Consider the following 23,335-nt stretch of genomic DNA (forward strand, 5'->3'; position numbering starts at 1 on the left):
GCATACTATTGACCCCTATAATATACGTAAAGTAACCTAATAGAATAATGGAAGCGCTTAAGCGGATGGGAGCATATTTATGTTATTTAGGCCCGCCAACCTTTTACGTTCAGCGGCTGTTTGTATAGTTGCCTTTCTTTTTATAGTTCTCAGCACCTCCTTGCCCTATGCCGAGCCCACACATCCTTTAGTGCTGAAAGAGAAGCAGGACGATTGGATACCTGAAGACTTACAACGCAACCCCAATATCATTATAGTCTTAAGCGAAGCCTTCTGGGATCCGACAAAAATTCAAGGGCTTAGGTTCAGCCGCGACCCCATCCCGACCTTTCATGCGCTCCAGGAAAAATATACGAATGGAACGATGCTTTCTCCCCAATTCGGTGGCGGGACAGCCAATGTAGAGCTTGAAGTATTGACAGGCAACTCGATGCGTTTTCTGAATTCAGGCGAGATCGCTTATGAGAAAATGATCCATCACCCGATTGATTCTTTAGCAAGTATTTTGGGCAGACAGGGCTATACCACTACGGCCATTAACCCATTTGATAACTGGTATGCGAATAGCCTTAATGTATACAGGCGTTTTGGCTTCTCCCGGGTCATCCCTATTGAGTTTTTTAATCCCAATGAATATGTAGGTCCTTATATGGGCGACCACGCCGTTGCCAAACGAATTATCGAAGAAAGCAAACGCAGTGACGGGCCAGATCTAATATTTACGAATACTATGGAAAACCACTACCATTACTGGTCGGATAAATTTAAATCCAATTCGATTCAAGTCAAAGGACCCATATCCGATGAAGCGCTGGCGATTGTCGAAACGTTAGCACAAGGCATCCATGGATCCGACGCGATGCTGCAAGAGCTGGTCAAATATTTCGGGCAGCTTAAGGAGCCAACGATTGTTGTTTTTTTTGGAGACCATCTCCCCCACTTGGAGACCGATTATTACGTCTATCGCGAAAGCCAATATATTCAAGGAACCGACGATCCTAATTTTCTCGATAAAATGTACCGTACGCCTTTATTAATCTGGAACAATTATTTGCCTGCCAACAAAGAAATTGTTCATTTCAGCCCTTCTTTCCTAAGTCCCTATCTGCTAAACCTGGCTAAGCTTAAAGGCAGTGCGTATACAGATTTTCTATACAAGCTTTCCCAAAAAATCCCCGTTATCCCGCCAAAGCCCTATTATGAGGCTATGGGCATTAACGAAGCGGATTTAAGCGAATACGAGCAACGCCAGCAGGCGATTTTTGCGGAGCGCGAGGATGCAGGTGAGTATGCGGACGAATTTACAGGCAGACTTATGTCCGAAGCCACACAGCCCTTTATAATCGGCTATGGCGAGCCGACCATTGAATCTGTCACACCTGAAAGCATCAACGTGAGCGAGGGCTTTGTGGCCGATTGGATGAAGACCATGACGCTGATCGTAAGGGGCGGGCGGTTTGGCATCGGCAGCATCCTGTTCGCTGATGGCAAACCCTTGCCAACAGTTTGGCAGACGGAAACAAGCTTAAGTGCAAGCCTTCCCAAAGACATGTATGAACAGCCCCGGGGAGGGCTGGAGCTGCAGGTTCGTGTTGTTGATAGCCAAGACCATGTGCTTGCCCAATCCCGCAACCATTGGCTGCCCCTCACAGGAAATATACAATGAGCTGCTTTTCACAGATAGCTGGCCCTTATGGCTAACGTGCATCTGTGAGCTGCAGCTTGTTTTGCTTGCGGAATATGGCAGGCGTCATGCCTTTGCTTTCTTTGAATATACGGGTAAAGGTATTATAAGAACCGTAGCCTGCTTCCAACGCAATCTCCAGCACGTTCATTTCGGTTGCGATTAATAAGGCGCACGCCTGGCGAATTCGCACCTCATGCACGAAGGAAACGAAGTTTTGCCCGATTGTTTTTTTAAAGAGCTCACTTAAATAAGAAACGCTAAAGCCGAACCTCTCTGCTAGCCCAGACAGTGTTAAATCTTCCCTATAGTGCTCATGAATATATTGAATCGCTTTCCAAATATCGCTGTTTGCCCTTCCCCGGTCTCTTCCCTCAAGCTTCGCCACGTCTGGTACCGGCTCTTCGTGATCCGTATTCCTTCTAAGCCTGTCGAACCGGATCAGCACCTCCGTCAGCTTGGCCTTGATCAGTCCTTGCCTCCACAATTGCGCTCCCTTATACTCCGCAAATAATTCTTCCATAATGGCAAGGAATTGCGGTTGCTCCGCAGCAGGCACTTGTGCATATGGCGGCACCTCCACATCTTCGGAGGCTTCAATCGAACCTGGCAGCGGCTCTGCCGAATTGTATAAATGGATGCCGAAATTGCAATTATATAGCCTTAATGGACAATCTGGATCGGTATGGATTGCATGAAATTGATAGGGCATAACTAACGTAAAGGTACCAGGCTCCATTGGATGCTTAACCCCATTAATAATTTCAAAGCCACGGCCTTCAATTACATAGGAAAACTCCAGGAAATCATGGCGGTGTGAGCCAAAATCCCTGTTCAAATGGTTAAGTTTAATATGAAAGGGCAATGCCGTATCCATATTGGGGTAATGAGTTAAATAGACCGGTACAACCGTCATAGGCCGTTCACTCCTGTTGAGCATTTATTGAAAGCTTGCCATAAGTTTAACACGCTTACATCTTACTATATAATGAAAGTGTACCACAACTTAATTTATCGGAGGTTCTAGTCATGAAAATGAATGAAAAAATCCGTCTCGGTATTATCGGAGCAGGTAATATCGGTAATGTGCACATTAAAACTTTCAAAAAATTAAGTGCGGATATTGACATCGTTGCCATTACTGACTCCCATAATCCATTAGCGCAATTACGTGCTGCTGAGCACGGGATTCCCAAATGTTATATGACTACAGAAGAGCTTATTCAAGATCCGGATATTGATGCTGTTGTCATTGGTGTACCTAACCAATGGCATGCCCCATTGGCTATACAAGCCCTGAGGGCAGGCAAGCATGTGCTTCTGGAGAAGCCCATGGCTATAGATGTTCCGTCTGCCCGCGAAATCGTCCGCTCGCAGCGAGAAACCGGCAAAGTGCTGATGATTCCTCATCAGATGCGTTGGGAATGGCTGCCGATGCAAGTGAAGCAGCAGGTAGATAAAGGTGCCCTTGGCGAGATTTATAATGCCAAGGTCGGTTGGCTCCGCCGCAAGGGCATCCCCGGCTGGGGAACCTGGTTTACCAAGCAAGAGGAATCCGGCGGCGGCCCGCTGATTGATATAGGCGTACATATGCTGGATCTGGCTTTCTTTTTCATGGGTGATGTGAAGCCATTATCCGTATTTGGTTCTACCTATGCCGAATTTGGTCCCAAAAAACGTGGCATCGGCACCTGGGGTACACCCGATTGGAACGGCTCCTATAATGTAGAGGATTTGGCGACAGCCATGATCAAAATGGATAATGGCAGCACGCTAACGATCGAGGTGAGCTGGGCGGTGCATATGGATACAGACGCCAAGCATTTTGTTCACCTGATGGGCACAGAAGGTGGCGCCTCCATCCGCGGCACTCAAGGCAAGCTGCTAACCGAAGCATTCGACCGGGCAACCGAGGTGGAGTTAGTTACACCAGATAATGACGAAGGTGGGCGTATCCGCCTTAGCCGCCATTTTGTCGAATGCATCCGTGAGGGTAAAGAGCCAACAACGTCAGCTATGACCGGCTATACGAATAACCTGATCCTCGATGCGATTTATCAATCCTCACGGACAGGACATGAGGTTATCTTGGATTGGTCGTTCTAAGCTGCCAAAATATCGGCTTTGCTGAAAAAATGGGATACCCTCCGTAAAAAATGAAACGTTTTTTATGCGCTTACATTTTATGATAGGTGAAGGAACTGACACCTAAATTTATGATTAAGCGGAGGCTATTACGATGACAATTAATAACAAAATAAGGCTTGGCATTATCGGCTCGGGTAATATCGGCAATGTCCATATGAATATTTTTAAGCAATTGCCTGAAGACGTTGAGCTTGTTGCTTTAACTGATATTAACTATCCCTTAGCGCAAAAATGCGCCGCTGAGCATGGCATTCCTACTACTTACGTAACCAATACAGAATTGATTGAAGATCCGAATATTGATGCTATTGTTATCGGCGTTCCGAATCAATTTCATGCTCCACTAGCGGTACAAGCACTGCGCGCCGGCAAGCATGTACTTTTAGAGAAGCCGATGGCTATTGATGCTAAAGCTGCCCGCGAGATTGTAATCGCACAGCGTGAAACAGGCAAGGTGCTGATGATTCCTCATCAAATGCGTTGGGACTGGCTTCCTTTGCAAGTGAAGCAGCAAATTGATAATGGCTCGATCGGCAAAATATATAATGCCAAGGTAGGTTGGTTCCGCCGCAAGGGGATTCCTGGCTGGGGAACCTGGTTTACCGACCATGCCCAATCCGGTGGCGGACCGTTGATCGATATCGGTGTGCATATGCTTGACCTTGCCTTCTTTTTTATGGGAAATGCCAAGCCAGTTTCCGTCTTCGGCTCTACTTATGCAGAATTCGGTCCCAAAAAACGTGGTATTGGCACATGGGGAACTCCAGATTGGAACGGCAGCTATGATGTTGAGGATTTGGCGACGGCGCTTATTAAAATGGACGATGGCAGCACCTTGTCCCTTGAAGTAAGCTGGGCTGTACATATGGATACGAATAGCACGCATTTCATTCATCTGATGGGCTCAGAAGGCGGCGCATCGATCATTGGCAATAAAGCCAAGCTGTTAACTGAAACGTTCGAACGTGCAACCGAGGTGGAATTGGTAACACCTGAGAAAGACGAGGGCGGACGTATCCGCGTTAGCCGCCACTTTATCGAATGTATCCGTGAAGGCAAGCAACCTACTACATCGGCAATGAGCGGCTTTACTAACAACCTGATTCTGGATGCCATTTACGAGTCATCCCGCACCGGCCACGAGGTTATACTGGACTGGAATATTTAATAGATATGAAATTAAGAAATGTACTGAAGGAGGCGCAAATATGTTAAAAGGACTTACACGTGCTGGAATTGGCGCCGTGGGCAGTATCGAAGATTTTGTCCGCGCTGCCGCCGCGCATGAATTCGAGGCCATTACCGCCGGAGGCAAGGAGCTGGAGGATTGGATCACCGAGAAAGGTGCAGACTCCGTCAACGCCTTTCTAAGCGAGCAAGGCATTAGCATTGCCAGCATCGGCTTGTCCGTCCAATGGCGTACGACCGAGGAGGAGTTTACCGCCGGTCTTGCCCGTGTGGCCAAGGATGCAGAAGCTGCTGCTGCCGTAGGCTGCACGACCTGCACCACCTATGTACTCCCGTCCACTGACGATAAAGCGGCACATTTTATGGCGATAGCCACACGCCGTTTGCGTATTTGTGCGCAAATTCTGGCGCCTTACGGTATTCGTTTTGGTCTTGAATTTGTTGGCCCCCACCATCTGCGGACACGCTGGGCCAATCCGTTTGTCTGGGGTTTACAGGAAACGATTGATTGGATTGATGCGATCGATGAACGCAATGTGGGCTTACTCTTCGACAGCTACCACTGGTATACGAACGAGCTGGGTATCGACGATATTTTACGTCTGGATCCAAGCCAAATCGTATTGGTGCATATCAACGATGCCCCTGACGTACCCGTGTCCGAGGCGATCGATAATGAGCGCTTATATCCCGGTGAAGGCGTTATTGATTTGGCAGGCTTCCTGCGAGCGCTTAAGCAAATTGGTTATAAAGGCACAGTTGCCCAGGAAATCCTGGTGCCTAAGCCCTCCGAAGAATCCAGCGAAACCTTGCTGCTTCGTTCCCAAGAAGGCTTCCGCAAGGTTTACTCGGCCGCGGGTTTATAAAATCTTATATTAGGAGGGGCTCACTAAGGTGAGCCTCTTTTTTTGTCATAAAATGAGGAAATCTGACAAAATGTTAAATTCAGCTTGTCTAATTGCAGACGTTGTAATATTATCTAACATATAAAGATATTATTTATACTCAATAATGTTATTTATACCTTAACTAGAAGGTAAAACCGAGGAGTGAGACCCTATGTATGATTTGAAAATTTTACTATGCGACGATTCTCTGCTTGTCCGGAAGAAATTAAAAGGAGCCCTAGCGGAACAAGGCTTTACCCAATTGTTCGAAGCCGTTGATGGCGAAGAAGCTGTCGCTTTCTGCCAAACCAAACAGCCCGATCTCGTTCTTATGGATATCGTAATGCCCAAGAAGGATGGTATTGAAGCGTTGCAGGAAATCAAACTACATAACCCATCCATTCACGTTGTGATGGCCTCTTCGGTGGGTACTCAAAGCAATTTAATTAAAGCTCTTAAGTTGGGAGCGAATAATTTTCTCCAAAAACCAATTGCCGTTGAAGCAATTGTCGACATTGCGAAAAAAATCATCGAAGAACGGGGTGCCCGCTAATGTTCGCACAATACTTTGGCCAATTTTTATTGAATCGTTCGCTTGTTACTGCATCCCAGCTGGACCAAGCCATGTCTGCACAAAAGGAAACCAGGGTAAAGCTCGGGGTATTGGCTATTAATAAAGGTTATCTGAGCCCCGAGCAGGTTGAAGAAGTACACCAAGCCCAAACCAGAATAGATAAAAGATTTGGCGAGATTGCCGTGAATCTAGGTTATGCCAAGGAAGAGCAAATAAGCGAGCTATTGTCCTCGCAGCAAAGCGCCCACCTTACTCTTGGCCAAACCCTTATTGATCAAGGCACGATCGACTACGAAGGATTTGCCAGCGCTTTAGCCCTTTATAAAAAGGACTACAGCCTGACCGACGATAAATTCGACGCTATTGTAAACGGCAATATCGAAGCTCTGCTGGAAGCTATCCTGACTAAGGAAGGCATCAGCCTACATTGGGCTATGAACGATTATATAAGCCTATTCTCCAAAAATATGATCCGTTTCATTGATAGCCATATTCGCCTCGAAGTAGCAACTGGCGAAGCAGCGACTGCTTATGAATGGACGGCGCAACAGCCATTATTGAGCAGTGACCGCATCATCTCCAGGATTACAGGCATAGGCGGCAGTGAAGCCTCATTCTTGAAGCTTGCTTCCTTGTATGCTCAAGAAGCTGTTGAGGCACCTGACGAAATGATGGAAGCCTCAGTAGGTGAATTTCTTAATCTTCATAACGGCATCTTCCTTGTGAACCTGTCCAACAGAAGCATCGAGCTTGAAATGGAGCCTCAATCCGTCACAAGAGGTACCGAATTGGCAACCACCACTCCCGTTAAAGTCATTATCCATGTAGATGGGCCTCAAGTTAAATTCGACCTCATTATTGCCGATCTTGGCGATCTTATAGCTACTAATTACAACAGAGAAGCTTGAATCCATGCTTAATTGCCCAACAAAAAGCCTCGACAACCACAAGAAGTGGCTGCGAGGCTTTTTTTCATTTTCCTATTGCATTCCTGGATTCACAATTCAATAAACGCCTATAGCTCTAAACCTTATATCCATTTCCTGCTTTAAGGATGCTTTCTCGCGATCCTCCAAAAATCCAGATTCCACACCATTTATCACCAATGTTGAAAGCTCACGGAGCGTAAAACCAAAACGTTCCTTCAAGACCCGGTATTCTTTGGTTATATCGGTGCCCGAGACGATTGGATTATCCGTATTCACTGTAATCTTAATCCCTTTGTCAAAATATTCACGTACGGGATAGGCATCCCAGCAGGAAACTGCCTTAGTTTGGATATTGCTGATCGGGCACATCTCCAGCGGAATCTCCTGCTGTATCACCATGTGTAGAATAGCCGTATCCTCTTTGAGCCGGACACCGTGGCCAATGCGTCGGGCCCCCAGATTGTTAACAGCTTCCTTAATATTATCTGCTCCAGCAGCTTCCCCAGCGTGGATGGTTACCGGAATCCCCCGCTTATGGGACAAAGCGAATACTTCCCTGAACAGCTCAGGTCGGAACGACGCCTCATCTCCGGCCAAATCAACGGCTGCCAACCCTTTACCTATATATGCAGCAGCAGCTTCAATAACCTCCAGGTTATCCTGAATAGAATGATTCCTCATGCAAATGGCAATCACTCTGGCTTTAACTTTAAACTGCCTTTCGCCCCTCCTCAGCCCTTCTATCACATGATGAATGCTTTCTTCTGCCGACAAGCCATTGCTGCGATGTAGCTGCGGTGCAAACCGTACTTCAATATATAGGCAGTTATGGGCAGCTGCTTGCTCAACAACCTCATAGGCAACACGCTCTAACGCTTTGGCAGTTTGCATAAAACGTGTGGTGAATTCAAATTTGCTTAAATATTCAGCCAAGCTGCTGCAGGTCTCATCCACTTGCATATAAGGAAGCAATAACTCTTTAGTAGATACGGGCAGTTCGATCCCTTGCTCACGCGCCAGCTCCATAACCGTCCCCGGATTCACGCATCCATCCAGATGCAAATGAAGATCAACCTTCGGTAACTGCTGTAACAAATCCCCACTCCAATTCGTTTCCATACGGATCCCTCCTTAGGATTCAAACGATTTGTTTAAATGTAAACCAATGTTATTTACATGTCAATATATTTAACATAAATTGAACAGCCTAATTTTCATAAAAAAAGGCACCCTTTCGGGCGCCTGTAGGCTTTTAATGGAAATACCATTCACTTTCGGGTTAGCAAATACAGAAAATAGGGAGCGCCGACCGCAGCGGTGACGATGCCTACAGGAATATCGACTGGCTGGGCAATAATTCGTCCTATTGTATCGGACACTAGGACAAGAATGGAGCCGATGAGAGCCGATGAAGGAAGCACTACCCTGTAATCCCGGCCGATTATCCTCCTGGCCAAATGTGGAGCAATTAAGCCGACAAAGCCAATGCTTCCGGCAACAGCTACACAAGCGCCAGCCAACCCTACAGCAATAGCCATTAGAATGGTGCGTTCCTTTTGAACCGAAAGTCCTACTCCTGTCGCTATATCCTCGCCCATGTATAAAATATTAATGCGGTGTGACTTGTAGAATGCATAAGGGAGCAACAGCAGCATCCAAACCAAAGCAGCCAGCACGTAATCCCAGTTCGTCCCGGATCGAAGGTTATTTATTTTTCCGACTAACCAATACTACAAATTCTAATCTACTAGCGTAACCGAAACACGAACGTCGAGCTTTTGGTTCCCGCCACGATATACGCCCTGTAGCGGACTTACATCCGCGTAGTCACGTCCGGTTCCAACCCGGATATGGTTCTCTAAAGCTTCCACATTGTTAGTGGGATCCAGACCAACCCAGCCTACGCCTGGAACCATCACTTCTACCCATGCGTGGGTAGCTGAGTCGCCTCTAAGTGCTGAGTCCTCACCTACATATAAGTAGCCGCTAACGTAACGGGCAGGGATATGCTTGGCGCGAAGGATACCGAGCATCACATGGGTCGTATCCTGGCATACGCCTCTTTTTAGCTCGAAGGATTCCTGGGCTTTCGTATCGACATTAGTGGAATCACCATTATACGTAAATTTCTCAAATAAATACTTCATGACATCAATAGCAAACTGGACAGGGTTTTCCACCTTGCCTATATCGTCAATCACTTCCTGCACCTGATGGGGCAGTAAATATGTGTAGCCCGTATCATTCAGATAAGCTAGGTAATGCAAGCGAAACAGCTCAGAATGAAAGATCGCTTCCATTTCCGGTGAATAATCGATCCGATGAATAAACGGGCTTCGTTGAATGCTTACGACGGAAGTCGTTTTCACCTCCAATAAAAAATGCTGCTCTGGAATAAAAAAAGTTTCCACTTGGTTACCCCAAAGATCCGTATGCTCCTTAGTTAGCGATGCAGGCAGGATGTCTGCCCGGTAAGCCACAAGACGCTGGCACTCATCCGTTAGCGGTTTTAACCTAATGGTATTCATACTTTGATCGACAGCCGACTCATACTCGAACGTATTCGTATGTACGATTTGATATTTCATAAACGATCGTGCCCCCGTATTCTGATATTGTAGCTGGAAACCTGCATTCCCATCCTTGCCCAACAGCGTAACGGGTTCAACCAAATAATAGGTTTTAGCAAAGATACGACCAATTTCATTGCAGCTATTCTGGAATTGATCCAAAAATGCACTCAATTCATCCGAGTTCAATTCCTTAATTTTTACTTCATCGAACTCATCCATTAGTGCATCCAAGGACGCATACATTTCCCAGGAATATTTGGTTACTTTCCCGTTCTCCAATTCGTGGATGGCATCCCGTACATGGTTCATGCAATACCGAATCGACCTCGGAAAATCATCATCCGCAATCAGAAAGGACAACACCGTTTTGGAGTCCATTAAAGGAGGGAACTGCTTTAAATAAGCTTCATATCCATTAACCAGTTGTAGCGCCGAACGCCAATAATAGTAGTTCTCACCAGGTCTCCCCTGCTCGTTCTTACCGTTGGCATTACTGATTACATTCAAGATACGCGCCGTTTTCTCGGCTCGCTCCAGCCATTTGCCGATCTTGATAAAGCGGTAAGCCACGCCTCTGGACATCGAGGACTCAATATCGCCCTGGGCGGTGAGGGATGTCATTTTCATTTGCTGCAGAAAATATTGAATATCTTTTTTGGAGCCATTGGAAACACGCGCCTGCTGCGTATATAAGTAAAAGCCATTCCAAATTTCCCAAAAATCATTGGGCAAATGCGTTCTTGTATAGCGTGCATTTTCGCGTGCCATGCGGACACAATTCGCTATCGAATTCGGATTGCCTTCAGCGAATGAAAGGTGCTGGATGATCGCGTCTCCATGCACGGTGTCCGTCCCATGAAGCTGCTTGAACAGCTCAAAGCTTTCCTTCGAAGCACAAATTTCAAAAATAATTTTCCAGTCATGGTTTGCCAATATTTCCTCTTCCGAGGACTCTAGCATTTGAATTAACTGGACACTTAATATCCGGGCATTATTCTCGGCACGTTCAATATTACGTCCCATCCAATATAAGGAATCTGCTACTCTGCTTAACATTAAGCGTCACTCCCCCCGCTTCTAATGACCCATGTATCCTTGCCGCCGCCGCCTTGCGAGGAATTGACGACCAAGGAACCATCCTTCAATGCAACCCGCGATAAGCCTCCCGGCAATACATGTGTTTCTTTACCGCGCATGACATAAACCCGTAAATCTACATGGCATGGGTAAAATCGATTATCCTGAAAAGCTGGTGCCCTCGACAATTTAATCGTCGGCTGAGCAATATATTGGTGCGGTTCACTAATAATTTTTTTGCGAAAAATTTCGATTTCTTCGGCAGACGCATGAGGACCAATAAGCATATCATAACCGCCTGAAGCTCCTACGTTTTTGACAACAAGCTGATCCAAGCGCTCCAGCACCCATTTACGTTGCTCCGGATCCTGCAAGCGGTATGTAGTCACATTAGGAATAATAGGCTCTTCCTTTAAGTAATAACGAATCATATCCGGCACATAGGCATACATCGCCTTATCGTCGGCAACACCATTGCCAATCCCATTAAGAATCGCTACGTTTCCTCTTCGATAGGCTTGCAGCAAGCCGGGAACACCAAGCGTAGAATCCTCACGGAATGCTTTCGGATCTAGGAAATCATCATCTATGCGGCGATATATAATATCTACGCGCGTTAGCCCCTTAATGGTTTTCATATAGACGACATGGTCACGAACCTCAAGATCACGTCCCTCCACCAACTGGAGATTCATCTGCTGCGCCAGGAATACATGGTCATAGTAGGCCGAATTGAACATCCCGGGTGTTAGCAACACTGCCGTTGGCTCCGTGCCTTTTTTCATCGTGTTGGGGGCATGGGACAAAACAGCCTCATGTAAATACGAAAGCTGATGCTCCAAGGAATGGATCGAATGCTTATTGAAAAATTCCGGATAGACCTGCCTCATTACATAACGATTTTGGAAAACATAAGATATGCCCGAAGGATTGCGTAAATTATCCTCCAATACATGATATTCTCCGGATTCGTCACGAATCAGATCAATACCAGCTAGAAAAATATGGTTTTTCAGAGGAATATCAATACCTTTTACTTGGTGGTGGTAATAATAAGGATTCTGCTCTACCAATTCTCGTGGAATAATGCCCTCCTGCAAAATCTGCTGGTCCCCATAAATATCCTCCAAAAACTGGTTAAGCGCTTCGGTTCTTTGAATCATGCCTTGCTCAATTTTCGACCATTCCTTCGGAGGAATGATAACAGGGATAAAGTCGAACGGCATTGTTCGTTCTATGCCCACATTGTCACTATAAACGGTAAAGGTGATACCTTGCCTTAAAAAAGAGAGCTGAGCAGTCTCATGCTTCTCCTTCAATTCTTCATCGGAAAATTGCTGTAGCATCTGGTGGAATGCTTCATAATGCTCTCTTGGTAAACCGTTCGAATCTAGCATTTCATCGAAAAAAGGTTCGGTTTTGTATGGTTTAAACATTTCGATCAGCCTCCACCTTTTCAATTAACTCGTCCACTCCATTGTGGTGCAATGATGCAGGGTCGATGTTAACAAGTATATCATTCATTACCCGAATTTTCTAAATAAAACTATTTTCCGCAGAAATAAATCGGTTGACAAGTAAGATACCTAACATGCGACCCTCTTTACAAAACGCCAGCATTTCCGTAATCTTAATAGATAAGTGTTTATCAAGTAGTGAAAGGATGAATATCCATGACAAATGACCAGAAAAAAGCAAGAATAGCTGAATTGAAAATGGACTATATTCGGCTTCAGGAGGATATGGAAAAGATGGAGTCTAACGGTGTTAATATGGATAATGCCGAGCGCCAGTTGGTCGCTATTGAGGAAGAATTGAAGCAATTGCATCAATAAAGCAGTTTCTACGAAGCAATTTTAACCAACCTATATTAATTGGGTAATTGGTATGACCAAAAAGCCTGCAAAACCACCGAAGTGGAATTGCAGGCTTCATCTTCATCGTTCAAGCTTCATATACTACAATCCCATTGGCCACAGTCTCTACGATATCTAGCAAATGGCCGTCTTTCAAGCGATAAACAATAAAGTCAGCCGGAGCACCTATCTCTAGGCTGCCCAATCCATCACCATCAATGCCAAATAACTGGGCTGGATGGAGCGAAGCCATTCGAATTGCTTCTTTCATCGAAGCAATTCCTAGCCTAACCACATTCTCTACGCCGCGGTATAGCGGCAATGCTGCTCCCGCCAAAATATCGGGTGTATCGGCTAGGTGCAAGAAACCATTGGGCTCCAGTACAACATTATCATTCAAAGGAGTAGCATAACGTCCGGGTGGCATCCCCGCCAAATTGACCGCATCGCTCACAAGGACCGCTTTATCCCCTTTGGTTCTGATCATGACTTTCAGTGTAGACGCCGGAAGATGAAACCCGTCGGCTATAAGCCCTGCCCACAAACGATCATCAGCCAGCTGCGACCAAATATAATTCGGATGGCGTTTGATATAAGGGTGTGCGCCATTGCCGAGATGAGTGCTCATCGTGGCTCCCGCCTCTACTGCCTGCTGAATAATTTCTTCTGACGCATGGCAGTGCCCAATCGAAGCCACGATTCCGCGATGCTTAAGCTTGCGAATGAAATCAATGGCCCCAGGCTTCTCCGGAGCAAGCGTCACTTTGGCTATTTTCCCTGCGGCCGCTTCATCCCATTGCTCAAATTCTTGCCAATCAGGATCACGAATCCAATTCTTATTATGCGCACCTCGGGGGCCGTCTTCTCCAGATAGGAACGGACCTTCAACGTGAATCCCGATAACGGCATAATCCACGATTGGATCAGCCGCGCAAGCCGCAGCGATTGTACGGATACAGTGAAGCATTCTTTCTTTGGGCCCTGTTACTATAGTCGGACAGAATCGGGTAACGCCGCCCTTCTGCAAATAACGCACAACCTCTTGGACAGTTTCAACCGTAGTATCCATGCCATTGAGGTCAAAGCCACCAATACCATTCACCTGTACATCGATAAGACCGGGAGCAATCCATACATCAGATGGAACCTCCACAGACTCCTCTTCGGCAATCCTGCCGCCTTTCGTTGTAAGCTTCACCGCTTGCCCATTCTGCCAATGTCTTGCAACCCAAGAATGCTTCATCTATAATCCCGCCTGTTACTTGGTATTTTTATCAATGTCTTTGATCGTTTTTTCTGTTTCATTGATAAATGTTTCCAAATCATACTTGCCTGTTAAGTAATTCTGTAATTGGACCGGGATATACTTGTCGAGTACCGGATATTCCTTGTAAAAAGGAGCTGTTACCGATTTATCAATGATGGATTGTAGCGTTAATTTCCAGTCCGCACTAATTTTTCCATAGGATTCGTTAATAACCGGAAGCTTTCCCCATACGGTAGCCGTATCACCTTGAACATCAACATCCATAAGTGCCTCTTTAATAAATTGTACGGCCAGCTTAGGAGCCGGAGTAGCTTTGGGAATAAGAATACCAGCGGCAAATGCCGAAGAACCTTTTTCCAACGAGCCCGGGATTGGTATTACCGAAACATTCTCAGCGCCTACAGTCGGAGCGGCTTCCGGAGCACGAGCGCCACTTTCTAGCAACATTGCCACCTGGCCGGCTTTATAATTGTTACGTCCCGCATCTTTGTTCGTGAATGTATCGATGGAGAAAACACCTTCATCCGCGCCTTTTTTCCATATTTTCAGAATTTCTCTAATTTCTGGTGTATCGAAGCTGATCACATTGTTTTTATAAAAAGTTCCGAGTGCAGCTTGCTCTACGGACATGAGCGTATAAAGAGCATTAGGCCCCCATTGGATGGTCATACCTTGCTGAGTAACCTTATTGCCATCCTTAATGGTCATCTTCTTCGCATATTCGTAAATTTCCTGCCAATTTTTTGGATTAATTATTTTTCCTGAAGCATCCGTCAAACCTGCTTCTTTAAACATTTTTGTATTTACATTGATCGCGTAAGCTTCCAGACTAATCGGAATTGCGAATTGAACCCCATCCAAGTCACCAAAGCTCAACGTTTTTCCTACAAATTTGTCTTTAGTCGTATTTCCCGTAAAAAATTCGGTTTTATTAAAATCCAGAACTAAATCTTTGGCCAAATATTGTACAGCTGAAGCCGTTCCATCCACCATCACGACATCCACATCTGTTTTGTTCTGGCTCCACTGTAAGGCAAAGTTAGATAAAATCGATTTATCAGCGTAGGGGGCAATGATTACATTAATATCCGGATGCTTGGCTTTAAACTTCGCTACAGCTTCATTGACTAGCAGCTTTTCCACCATCCATGATTCTACACCAATTCGGAGTGACTTGGGTTCTTCTTTAGCTGCTACAGGTGCTCCCGCTGTATTTTCTGCTGGCTTTGAGCTGCACCCTGCCAACAGCACTGATAGACATAATGTGGAAACCCCAACTACTTTCAAACTTCTCTTCAACATATAACCGCCTCTTTTCATTTATTATGTGCATGTCCACTTATCTGACTTACCCCTTAACTGCACCTTGCGTAATACCCTCAACCAATTGCTTTTGGAAAATGATAAATATGATAATAGGTGGTAGCATCGAGAGAACAATAACGGATGCCAGCGTCCCAAAAGCCCAGGTCTCACCCTTAAACAAAGTAAGCCCAACAGTTAGAGGCATCGAAGCCTGGTCGGTGGCGAGTGTCTTGGCGAGTGTAAATTCACCCCAAATGTTGTAAAAGGCATGGATAACAATGACTACAAGACCATTCTTACTGATTGGCAGCATAATTCGCCACCACGTCTGTAACACACCGCATCCATCGATCTCCGCCGACTCTTCAACTTCCTTAGGTATGGAGACGAAAGCACCACGCATAATAAAGATAGCAAAGGGCAGGACGACAGCGACATTCGGCAAAATGAGGCCAAGGTTCGTATTCAAGATATTAAGGTTGTTTTCCATCATATATATCGGGATCAGGAAAATAGCTAAAGGCATTGTAATGGTCATCAGTAGAAGGACAAGCATCCCTTCTCTTCCTCTAAACGGCAATCTGGCGAATGCATATCCAGCCAAAGAGCTTAGCAATACCACAAGCAGCACGCCCCAGAAAGTAATAATGACACTATTCATAAAATAACTAATGAAGCTACCTTGGGTAAAAATCTGGGCATAGTTATCAAGGATGAAGTTTTTCGGAAAAAAACTTTGAGGCACTTGATAAATTTCCTTTTCCATTTTAAATGAATTGAAGAATGTATAAATAAAGGGGGTGACGAAAAAAACTGATGTCACAATTAAGACTACATACATAACTGCTTTGGAAACAATCTTTGCTTTCATGACTCCACCCCCTAAGCTTCCTTAGTACGATTCACATAAAAATTAAGCAAGGCAAACAGTAAAGCGATAAATCCAAGAATGTAAGCCATGGCGGATGCATATCCCATATCAAAGAAGGAAAATGCGGTGTGATAAATTTCCTGGTACAATACGGTAGTTGAATTACCCGGTCCACCATTGGTCATGACCATCGGCTCAACAAACACCTTTAACCCATGTAAAATCGCCCAAATTCCAGTTAAAATATAAGTTTCACGCAGATTAGGAAGGATAATATAAATTATCCTCTTAAAGCCGCCTGCTCCATCCACTTCCGCAGCTTCAAGTACTTCCTGCGAAATCGATTGCAGCCCACCGAGGAACAAGATAGTCTCAAACCCTATCGTTGACCATAAGCTTACCCCGATGATACTTGCCATAGCAGTCGTCCCATTATTTAACCAAGGAAGAGCCAAATCCGGAAGATGTAACACATCTCTGAGTACCGAATTGAGCAGACCGTAGTTTTCTTGGAGTATCCACATAAAGACAAGCGCGGATAGCGACACAGGAACAACAATCGGTAAAAAGGTAAATGTTCTAAATAACCCACTAAACCTATTTGTATGGAACAGCAGTAACGCCATAATGAGCGAAGCGACCATAATGACTACAAAGTAGACAGATCCAAAGACAAATGTATTCGACAATGCGGTTAAAAAACTATCATCTTGGAAGGCTTTCACATAATTGGCGAAGCCAATAAATTTAGGCGAGCTATCATAAACAAAATTAAATTTATGCAAGCTCATGTATAGGGAATAGACGATCGGGTAAACCATAAATGCAAATATGAAGAAAAACGCTGGCACGACGAACAGAATACCGTACCATCTTTTTTGTCGCCAGATCTTGCTTGAGTGTGTTTTGGTTTTGGTAACTTGTGTCTTCATAGCCAACCCATTTGGCATCCTGTTTACCCCCTTAGCAACTTATTTAATGGTTTCGAGAAGGTCTTTATCTACTTCAGAGGCGGATTGTTCATCAAGGAAAAGAGCCATATTCCGATGTGTTTTCAGCATAGTTGCCGGGATCAGGTTCGTTACATCATTAGCAATCATGTCCTTAATTGCTTTCGCTTTAACGCGATGCGGGACACTGGACACGATAACTTCGCTTTGCATGATCTGGTGTACCGTCATTGAAATCGCCTGATTAGGCACTTCTGCAAGGGATGGAAACCAGCCTTCACCTACCTGCTGCTTCTTGCAGCCTTCATCGAGATCAACAACGATATAAGCTTCTTTCGTATCAAAATCAGCCGGTGGATCATTAAAAGCGATATGGGCATTTTCCCCAATACCGATCAGCGCTAAATCGATTGGAGCTTTTCTAATTTCTGCTGTCAATTGCTCGATTTGTTTAAGCACATCGCCTTCACCGCTAACAAAATGCACGTTCAACATAGTGGGAACCAGGTCCACTAATCTTTCTTGCAAATATTTACGGAAACTTGCTGGATGGCTAATAGGAAGATTGACATATTCGTCCAGATGGAACATCTCCACTTTGCTCCAATCTAATGGAAGTGCAATTAAAGCCTTCAAGGTGTCAAATTGGGAAGCACCTGTAGATAAGATAATTCTAGCTTTTCCATTTTGTTCGATTTTCTCTTTAATTACCTTTGCTGAATACAATGCTGCTTGCTCGCCTAATTCTTGAGAATCTTTCCACACAGAAACTTTCATTTTGTTATTCCTCCAGGTTAATGTTATTTTAACTAACATATAAAAATAAAAAAATTATTAAAATAAAAAAGTATTAAGATGAGATAAACTATAAGAAATCGATTACTATGGGTATATAATACCATTATATATCATTTATCGTCAATAAAAACTTAAAAATGTTGTTTAACTGCTAGATATCTTTGTAAATATTGGTTTACAGTCAATACCAAAGCAATCGATTTCTTTTTTATTTAAACAAAAAGGCCTCACTTAAAGATGCCCCTTTATGTTAGATATATTATCTTTCCTCATCTAACAGCACCTCAACTGATTTCCTTTCAATTAGTTTAGGCTGAAGCACAACTTCTTTAATGTTGGATTCCACGCCTTTCAACAAATCAAATAACATGTTGCCGGCAAACCGACCCATTTCGTATTTCGGATGCCCTATGGTCGTAAGGGGTGGATAGATCATTTGTGTCATTTCGATATTATCAAACCCTATAACCGACATCTCACCGGGTACTTCTATACCCTGATTGTTCAACTCGTTGATTACCCCAAAAGCAATCATATCATTACAAGCAAATATTGCTGTAGGCCGCTGCTCAAGACTTAGCAGCCTTTGTGTTAATTTCTTCCCAATGGCAAACTCCCATGTACCCCCTTCTATCCCTTCCTCACCACGCTCAGAAACCTGCAGCCACGATTCAAGCGGCTTAATTCCATAATCCTCCAGCGCCTCCAAATAACCACGATAGGTACCTTTACGGCTTGGGCGATCCAATGGTGCAGTTACGAAGGCAATTTTACGATGACCCTTCGCAATTAAGTGCGAAGTTGCCATATAACCTCCCTTTCGATAATCAAACCCGATTTGATAAATGTCCGCATCCTCGATCATTTGATCGATCGAAACGACATTTATCTTTCTTCTTATATATTCGCTGAGCATATCCTTGTTCAATATTACGGATGAAATAATAAGCCCGTTCACTTGCTTTTCAATTAATGTTTGCAAGTATTCATGCTCCAGCTCCAGGCTTTGATGAGTGTTACAAAGCAAAACATGATAACCGTTGTTACGCGCAACCTCTTCAATCCCTAATACAATTTCCGAATAAAATGGATTACTAATACTTGGTATAATGACACCGATCGTCATGCTGTTATTTTTTTTCAACTGTCTGCCAAGCATGTTTGGTGAATATTTTAGTTCCTCAGCTACTTTTCTGATCTTCTTACTCATTTCTAAGCTTACCGGATAACTGCTGTTGCTAAGCACCCGTGAAACCGTAGCCGCTGAGGCATTCACTTTTTTTGCTATATCATAAATGGTGACGGGTTTATCCATGATTCCCTCCTAGTAGATATAGATGCTCCAATAATTTGGATTGATGATGCATTATTATCCTATCACATGTTTCCAGTCTTTATATAGTAGTTTGGCTCATAAATTTAATCTAGAACTCCCTCAATATTTTTGAACTGGTTGACGAACATTCGGTTATACGCCCCTTGTTCCTTGATCAGGCGGTCATGGTTGCCTTGCTCAACTATCTCACCATGATCGATAACCATGATCGTATCCGCGTCACGGATCGTATTTAACCGATGGGCGATAATAAAGCTGGTGCGCCCCTGCATAATGCTTAACAGCGCATCCTGGATATGAAGCTCGGTTCGCGTGTCGATGCTGCTTGTAGCTTCATCGAGGATAAGAATGGACGGCTTGGCCAGGATCACCCGGGCAATCGCGAGTAATTGCCTTTGCCCCTGGCTTAAGTTGCTGCCATTTTCCGAAAGCACCGACTCATATTGATTAGGCAGACGTTTAATAAATATATCAGCATTGGCCATTGCTGCCGCGGCTTCAATTTCCTCATCAGTCGCATCCGATTTGCCGTATCTGATATTTTCCTTAATGGTACCGGAGAATAAATATGTATCCTGCAAGACGATGCCAAATGCCCTTCTCAGGCTATCCCTCGTATACTCTTTAATATCTCGGCCATCAATGAGGATTCGCCCGCCTGTAACATCATAGAAGCGAGTTATCAGATTAACGACAGTTGTTTTACCTGCTCCTGTCGGCCCGACGAATGCGGTACTGCTGCCTTGGCCCGATTCGAAGCTGATGTTTTTCAGGATAGGTACATCCGCCCGATAGCCAAAGCTGACATTCTCGAATACCACATGTCCTTTGGAATTTTCCAAAGGAATCGCATTCGGCGAGTCCAAGGTTTCCTCTTGCTCATCAAGTACCTCAAACACGCGTTCCGCACCTGCTACACCGGATTGCAGGACATTGAAAATATTGGCAATCTCATTCAAAGGCCTAACAAATTGGCGGGAATAGCTCAAGAAGCTAGCTATAATCCCAACGGTAATCATGCCCTTTACCGCCAGAACCCCACCTACGACAGCTACAGCAGCGAAGCCTAGATTGTTAATGACCGCGAGGAGCGGCATCAGAAAGCCGGACCAGATTTGCGCCTTCAAGCCTACCTCACATAGCTTCGCATTGACGATATCAAACTCTTGAATCGCTTGTTGCTCATGGTTAAAAGCTTTAACTACCTCAATGCCCGAGATCGTTTCTTCTACATGGCCATTGAGCTTGCCCAGCTGGATTTGCTGGTCTTTAAACAGCACACTCGTTTTCTTTGTAATCGTGCGGGCTAGCAAATAAACCAACGGTACCGTAATCAAGGTAGCCAAGGTGAGTATAGGGCTTAAGATCAACATCATCACCAAGGAACCAATGATGGCTATTGAACCGCCCATCAGCTGGGTGATGGATTGCGATAAGCTATTGCTCACATTGTCAATATCGTTGGACAAACGGCTCATAATTTCTCCATGCTTGCGTGAATCGAAATATCCCAGAGGCAGCTTCTGTAGCTTCCCGAATAACGCAGTCCGTAGATTCATCACGATGCGCTGCGAGATGCCCGCCATTAGCCAGCCTTGGAGAAAGCTTAACAATCCATCTGCCACATAAGCAACAATCAATACAATAATAATAATTTCGAGCAGCCTGAAATTAACCGTGCCTTCCACAGACATCGCATCGACAGAAACACCGATCAAATAAGGCGCCGATAGCGTAAGTACCGCATTAATAAGAACGAATACAAAAACAAGCGTTAACAGCTTCCGCTCGCTTCCCAGGTAGAACCACAAGCGCTTGATGGTCGCCTTAAAGTTTTTCGGCTTTACGACAGCGCCCCTTCCACGCATACCCATACCGCCAGGTCTTCCACCCATGATCGGAATATCAGGAGGAGCCACTGACTCTTTGCTTTGCTCATTTCGACCCGACATGTTTATTCAGCTCCTTTAGGAACAGTCGAATATTGTTCATTTGTAATTTTCGAAGGTTCCCTTCCCAATTGGGACTGGAATATTTCTTGGTAGACACCGCAGCTTTTCATTAGCTCATCATGTTTGCCCATACCTACGACCTGCCCCTCGTCCATAACGACGATTTTGTCTGCATCCATTACAGAGGTAATGCGCTGGGCAATAATTAAACAGGTTAACCCTTTGGCATAGGTTTTTAGGGCTTGCTTAATATTGCTTTCAGTCGTTACATCAACGGCACTTGTGCAATCATCGAGAATAAGAATTTCCGGTTGCCTGACCAAAGCGCGGGCAATCGAAACCCGTTGTTTTTGCCCACCAGAGAAATTGACGCCATGCTGTCCTAATTGAGTTTCATAGCCTTCTGGAAAAGAGGTAATAAATCCATGGGCATCAGCCATCCGCGCCGCATTTTCTATCTCTTCCATAGAAGCGTCCTCTTTGCCAAATTTGATGTTATCCCGCACACTTCCCGTAAATAGCATCGTTTTCTGGGGAACTATGGCAATCTTCTCTCTGATTCTATGCGGATCCATCTGTCGTACATCTTCCCCGTTCACTTTGACAACACCCGAGCTTGCATCGTAAAAGCGCGGGATCAACGCCACCAGGCTGCTTTTGCCAGAGCCTGTAGAGCCAATAATTCCAACGGTTTCTCCAGGCAAACAGGTCAATGTCAAATTTCGGATTACAGGCAGCCCAGACGTTCCTGCATAGGAGAAGCTCACATTTTCAAAATCCACTCTTCCTTTAATCGGAGTTTCGCTCACAAAGCCACGATCCCATTCCATCCCATTTTCCTGCGAAAATACCTCATCAATCCGGCCCGTTGAAGCTTTTGCTCTGACAAACATATTAAACACCATGGAAATCGTCATTAAAGCAAACAAGATCTGGGTCATATAGTTCACAAAAGCAACAATATGCCCTACCTGCATATTCCCTGCACTTACCCGTAAGCCACCCAGCCAAATGACCGCAACAATACCCAAATTCACAGTCATCGTAATGGCCGGGCTAAATACAGCCATCGCACGCATCGCTATCGTCGATCGGGATTGGTATTCTTGATTGGCCTGATCAAACTTATCCACTTCATAATCAAAACGGTTAAAAGCCCGGACGACCCTCACACCGGATAAATATTCCCTCATTACACTATTGACGCGGTCAAGCGCTTTTTGCACCTTCAAAAAAAATGGAAAACCAACCTTCATATTCATAAAAATCAAGAGGCCCACAATCGGAATGACAACCGTAAGCACTACGGATAATTCAGGGTTTAACCGCACCGCCATAATCAGTGCCCCGATACAAAGCAAGGGAGCCTTAGCAAAAATCCTCATTAGCCCATTCACGAAATTCTGCACTTGTGTTACATCATTGGTTAATCGGGTTACAAGAGCGGCACGGTCAAATTTATCGATGTTCTCAAAAGAGAGCGATTGGATTTTTCGAAACAAATCCGACCGGAGCTCTGCAGCAAATCTTTGTGAAACATGCGTTGCCAAAATATTCCTTCCCGTTGCACCCAATGCTCCTACGGCGGTAATCAGCAGCATAAGTCCGCCTAACCTCAGCACCGTATTCATATCCTTATTGGCTACCCCTATATCGATGAGCTCCGCCATGACCGTAGGCAGCAGCAGGTCACACATCGCTTCAAGCATCAGAAAAGCGAAAGCAGCGCTAAACAGCTTCCAATATTTCCGCTTATATTTATGTAAAAATTGCATGGACAGCCCTCCTCCACCGCTATTTTGATGATGGCTAATATAACACGAAGCAACTTTAGCAGGCTGATCGTGCTCAGCTTGTCTGGGCACCTACAGCTTGCGTCCATGCTCGGGCAATCAGTGCGTGGCCACGCCGCCGCCATCAGGGCGTAGCCTTTGCCTAAA

The 23,335-nt window shown here is 44.9% G+C and carries 20 protein-coding genes and 1 pseudogene; 8 read left to right on the top strand and 13 right to left on the bottom strand.

Going from position 1 to position 23,335, the window contains the following annotated elements:
* Positions 1 to 79: 79 nt before the first annotated feature.
* On the top strand, positions 80 to 1,666 hold the full coding sequence (locus G9U52_RS29485) for an LTA synthase family protein (protein WP_166154433.1): 1,587 nt from the start codon (positions 80 to 82) through the stop codon (positions 1,664 to 1,666).
* Positions 1,667 to 1,697: 31 nt separating this feature from the next.
* Here G9U52_RS29485 and G9U52_RS29490 read toward each other — a convergent pair whose 3' ends face one another.
* Positions 1,698 to 2,600, bottom strand: a complete 903-nt coding sequence (locus G9U52_RS29490) for an AraC family transcriptional regulator (RefSeq protein ID WP_166154435.1) — start codon at positions 2,598 to 2,600, stop codon at positions 1,698 to 1,700.
* A gap of 113 nt (positions 2,601 to 2,713) precedes the next feature.
* Here G9U52_RS29490 and G9U52_RS29495 point away from each other — a divergent pair, with 113 nt between their 5' ends.
* From G9U52_RS29495 to G9U52_RS29515, 5 genes are all read left to right on the top strand, one after another.
* Positions 2,714 to 3,790 carry a Gfo/Idh/MocA family protein gene (locus G9U52_RS29495; RefSeq protein WP_166154437.1) on the top strand — a complete coding sequence of 359 codons (1,077 nt, stop codon included), beginning with the start codon at positions 2,714 to 2,716 and terminating at the stop codon, positions 3,788 to 3,790.
* 133 nt (positions 3,791 to 3,923) lie between these two features.
* Positions 3,924 to 5,000: a Gfo/Idh/MocA family protein gene (locus G9U52_RS29500; protein WP_166154439.1), complete on the top strand. Its 1,077-nt coding sequence runs from the start codon at positions 3,924 to 3,926 to the stop codon at positions 4,998 to 5,000.
* Positions 5,001 to 5,040: 40 nt separating this feature from the next.
* Complete coding sequence (locus tag G9U52_RS29505) at positions 5,041 to 5,886, top strand: sugar phosphate isomerase/epimerase family protein (RefSeq protein WP_166154441.1); 846 nt, start codon at positions 5,041 to 5,043, stop codon at positions 5,884 to 5,886.
* Positions 5,887 to 6,079: 193 nt separating this feature from the next.
* Positions 6,080 to 6,460, top strand: a complete 381-nt coding sequence (locus G9U52_RS29510) for a response regulator (protein WP_166154443.1) — start codon at positions 6,080 to 6,082, stop codon at positions 6,458 to 6,460.
* On the top strand, positions 6,460 to 7,389 hold the full coding sequence (locus G9U52_RS29515) for a cyclic di-GMP-binding domain-containing protein, MshE-related (protein WP_166154445.1): 930 nt from the start codon (positions 6,460 to 6,462) through the stop codon (positions 7,387 to 7,389). Before G9U52_RS29510 ends, G9U52_RS29515 begins: the two co-directional genes overlap by 1 nt.
* Before the next feature lie 96 nt (positions 7,390 to 7,485).
* Here the strand turns inward: G9U52_RS29515 and add are convergent, their stop codons facing one another.
* The 4 genes and pseudogenes from add to G9U52_RS29535 form a co-directional block, all read right to left on the bottom strand.
* A complete protein-coding gene (add, locus tag G9U52_RS29520; protein WP_166154447.1) occupies positions 7,486 to 8,529 on the bottom strand; it encodes an adenosine deaminase in 1,044 nt (347 codons plus the stop codon).
* A 149-nt stretch (positions 8,530 to 8,678) separates the two neighbouring features.
* Positions 8,679 to 9,128, bottom strand: a pseudogene (locus G9U52_RS29525) (FecCD family ABC transporter permease); the annotation flags it as partial.
* Positions 9,129 to 9,149: 21 nt separating this feature from the next.
* Complete coding sequence (locus tag G9U52_RS29530; RefSeq protein ID WP_166154449.1) at positions 9,150 to 11,039, bottom strand: alpha-E domain-containing protein; 1,890 nt, start codon at positions 11,037 to 11,039, stop codon at positions 9,150 to 9,152.
* Entirely contained in the window at positions 11,039 to 12,496 is a 1,458-nt protein-coding gene (locus G9U52_RS29535) for a circularly permuted type 2 ATP-grasp protein (protein ID WP_166154451.1), read from the bottom strand. The genes G9U52_RS29530 and G9U52_RS29535 overlap by 1 nt, the downstream gene beginning before the upstream one ends.
* A gap of 237 nt (positions 12,497 to 12,733) precedes the next feature.
* Between G9U52_RS29535 and G9U52_RS29540 the strand changes: the two genes are divergently transcribed.
* Complete coding sequence (locus tag G9U52_RS29540) at positions 12,734 to 12,895, top strand: SE1832 family protein (RefSeq protein WP_166154453.1); 162 nt, start codon at positions 12,734 to 12,736, stop codon at positions 12,893 to 12,895.
* 109 nt (positions 12,896 to 13,004) lie between these two features.
* Here the strand turns inward: G9U52_RS29540 and nagA are convergent, their stop codons facing one another.
* From nagA to G9U52_RS29580, 8 genes are all read right to left on the bottom strand, one after another.
* A complete protein-coding gene (gene nagA, locus G9U52_RS29545; RefSeq protein WP_166154455.1) occupies positions 13,005 to 14,159 on the bottom strand; it encodes an N-acetylglucosamine-6-phosphate deacetylase in 1,155 nt (384 codons plus the stop codon).
* A 15-nt stretch (positions 14,160 to 14,174) separates the two neighbouring features.
* Positions 14,175 to 15,485: an ABC transporter substrate-binding protein gene (locus tag G9U52_RS29550; protein WP_166154457.1), complete on the bottom strand. Its 1,311-nt coding sequence runs from the start codon at positions 15,483 to 15,485 to the stop codon at positions 14,175 to 14,177.
* Between the two features lie 46 nt (positions 15,486 to 15,531).
* Positions 15,532 to 16,359 (bottom strand): carbohydrate ABC transporter permease, encoded by an 828-nt coding sequence (locus G9U52_RS29555; RefSeq protein WP_166154459.1) that lies wholly within the window; start codon positions 16,357 to 16,359, stop codon positions 15,532 to 15,534.
* 11 nt (positions 16,360 to 16,370) lie between these two features.
* Positions 16,371 to 17,309 (bottom strand): carbohydrate ABC transporter permease, encoded by a 939-nt coding sequence (locus G9U52_RS29560; RefSeq protein ID WP_207953296.1) that lies wholly within the window; start codon positions 17,307 to 17,309, stop codon positions 16,371 to 16,373.
* A 21-nt stretch (positions 17,310 to 17,330) separates the two neighbouring features.
* On the bottom strand, positions 17,331 to 18,086 hold the full coding sequence (locus tag G9U52_RS29565) for a 6-phosphogluconolactonase (RefSeq protein ID WP_166154461.1): 756 nt from the start codon (positions 18,084 to 18,086) through the stop codon (positions 17,331 to 17,333).
* Positions 18,087 to 18,366: 280 nt separating this feature from the next.
* Positions 18,367 to 19,422, bottom strand: coding sequence for a LacI family DNA-binding transcriptional regulator (locus G9U52_RS29570; RefSeq protein WP_166154463.1), 1,056 nt, complete (start codon positions 19,420 to 19,422; stop codon positions 18,367 to 18,369).
* A gap of 104 nt (positions 19,423 to 19,526) precedes the next feature.
* On the bottom strand, positions 19,527 to 21,395 hold the full coding sequence (locus G9U52_RS29575; RefSeq protein ID WP_166154465.1) for an ABC transporter ATP-binding protein: 1,869 nt from the start codon (positions 21,393 to 21,395) through the stop codon (positions 19,527 to 19,529).
* A gap of 2 nt (positions 21,396 to 21,397) precedes the next feature.
* Positions 21,398 to 23,170, bottom strand: coding sequence for an ABC transporter ATP-binding protein (locus tag G9U52_RS29580; RefSeq protein ID WP_166154467.1), 1,773 nt, complete (start codon positions 23,168 to 23,170; stop codon positions 21,398 to 21,400).
* 27 nt (positions 23,171 to 23,197) lie between these two features.
* On the opposite strand from G9U52_RS29580, the gene G9U52_RS41070 reads away from it, so the two are divergent.
* On the top strand, positions 23,198 to 23,323 hold the full coding sequence (locus G9U52_RS41070) for a hypothetical protein (protein WP_279538772.1): 126 nt from the start codon (positions 23,198 to 23,200) through the stop codon (positions 23,321 to 23,323).
* The last annotated feature ends 12 nt before the right edge of the window (positions 23,324 to 23,335 follow it).

The organism is Paenibacillus agricola (assembly GCF_011440305.1).
Classification (GTDB): Bacteria; Bacillota; Bacilli; order Paenibacillales; family NBRC-103111; genus Paenibacillus_S; species Paenibacillus_S agricola.

Bases quoted from the DNA above. Each gene is read 5' to 3' on its own strand.
- G9U52_RS29485 (WP_166154433.1), top strand. From the start codon at position 80: ATGTTATTTAGGCCCGCCAACCTTTTACGTTCAGCGGCTGTTTGTATA.
- G9U52_RS29490 (WP_166154435.1), bottom strand. From the start codon at position 2,600: ATGACGGTTGTACCGGTCTATTTAACTCATTACCCCAATATGGATACG.
- G9U52_RS29495 (WP_166154437.1), top strand. From the start codon at position 2,714: ATGAAAATGAATGAAAAAATCCGTCTCGGTATTATCGGAGCAGGTAAT.
- G9U52_RS29500 (WP_166154439.1), top strand. From the start codon at position 3,924: ATGACAATTAATAACAAAATAAGGCTTGGCATTATCGGCTCGGGTAAT.
- G9U52_RS29505 (WP_166154441.1), top strand. From the start codon at position 5,041: ATGTTAAAAGGACTTACACGTGCTGGAATTGGCGCCGTGGGCAGTATC.
- G9U52_RS29510 (WP_166154443.1), top strand. From the start codon at position 6,080: ATGTATGATTTGAAAATTTTACTATGCGACGATTCTCTGCTTGTCCGG.
- G9U52_RS29515 (WP_166154445.1), top strand. From the start codon at position 6,460: ATGTTCGCACAATACTTTGGCCAATTTTTATTGAATCGTTCGCTTGTT.
- add (WP_166154447.1), bottom strand. From the start codon at position 8,529: ATGGAAACGAATTGGAGTGGGGATTTGTTACAGCAGTTACCGAAGGTT.
- G9U52_RS29530 (WP_166154449.1), bottom strand. From the start codon at position 11,039: ATGTTAAGCAGAGTAGCAGATTCCTTATATTGGATGGGACGTAATATT.
- G9U52_RS29535 (WP_166154451.1), bottom strand. From the start codon at position 12,496: ATGTTTAAACCATACAAAACCGAACCTTTTTTCGATGAAATGCTAGAT.
- G9U52_RS29540 (WP_166154453.1), top strand. From the start codon at position 12,734: ATGACAAATGACCAGAAAAAAGCAAGAATAGCTGAATTGAAAATGGAC.
- nagA (WP_166154455.1), bottom strand. From the start codon at position 14,159: ATGAAGCATTCTTGGGTTGCAAGACATTGGCAGAATGGGCAAGCGGTG.
- G9U52_RS29550 (WP_166154457.1), bottom strand. From the start codon at position 15,485: ATGTTGAAGAGAAGTTTGAAAGTAGTTGGGGTTTCCACATTATGTCTA.
- G9U52_RS29555 (WP_166154459.1), bottom strand. From the start codon at position 16,359: ATGAAAGCAAAGATTGTTTCCAAAGCAGTTATGTATGTAGTCTTAATT.
- G9U52_RS29560 (WP_207953296.1), bottom strand. From the start codon at position 17,309: ATGCCAAATGGGTTGGCTATGAAGACACAAGTTACCAAAACCAAAACA.
- G9U52_RS29565 (WP_166154461.1), bottom strand. From the start codon at position 18,086: ATGAAAGTTTCTGTGTGGAAAGATTCTCAAGAATTAGGCGAGCAAGCA.
- G9U52_RS29570 (WP_166154463.1), bottom strand. From the start codon at position 19,422: ATGGATAAACCCGTCACCATTTATGATATAGCAAAAAAAGTGAATGCC.
- G9U52_RS29575 (WP_166154465.1), bottom strand. From the start codon at position 21,395: ATGTCGGGTCGAAATGAGCAAAGCAAAGAGTCAGTGGCTCCTCCTGAT.
- G9U52_RS29580 (WP_166154467.1), bottom strand. From the start codon at position 23,170: ATGCAATTTTTACATAAATATAAGCGGAAATATTGGAAGCTGTTTAGC.
- G9U52_RS41070 (WP_279538772.1), top strand. From the start codon at position 23,198: ATGATGGCTAATATAACACGAAGCAACTTTAGCAGGCTGATCGTGCTC.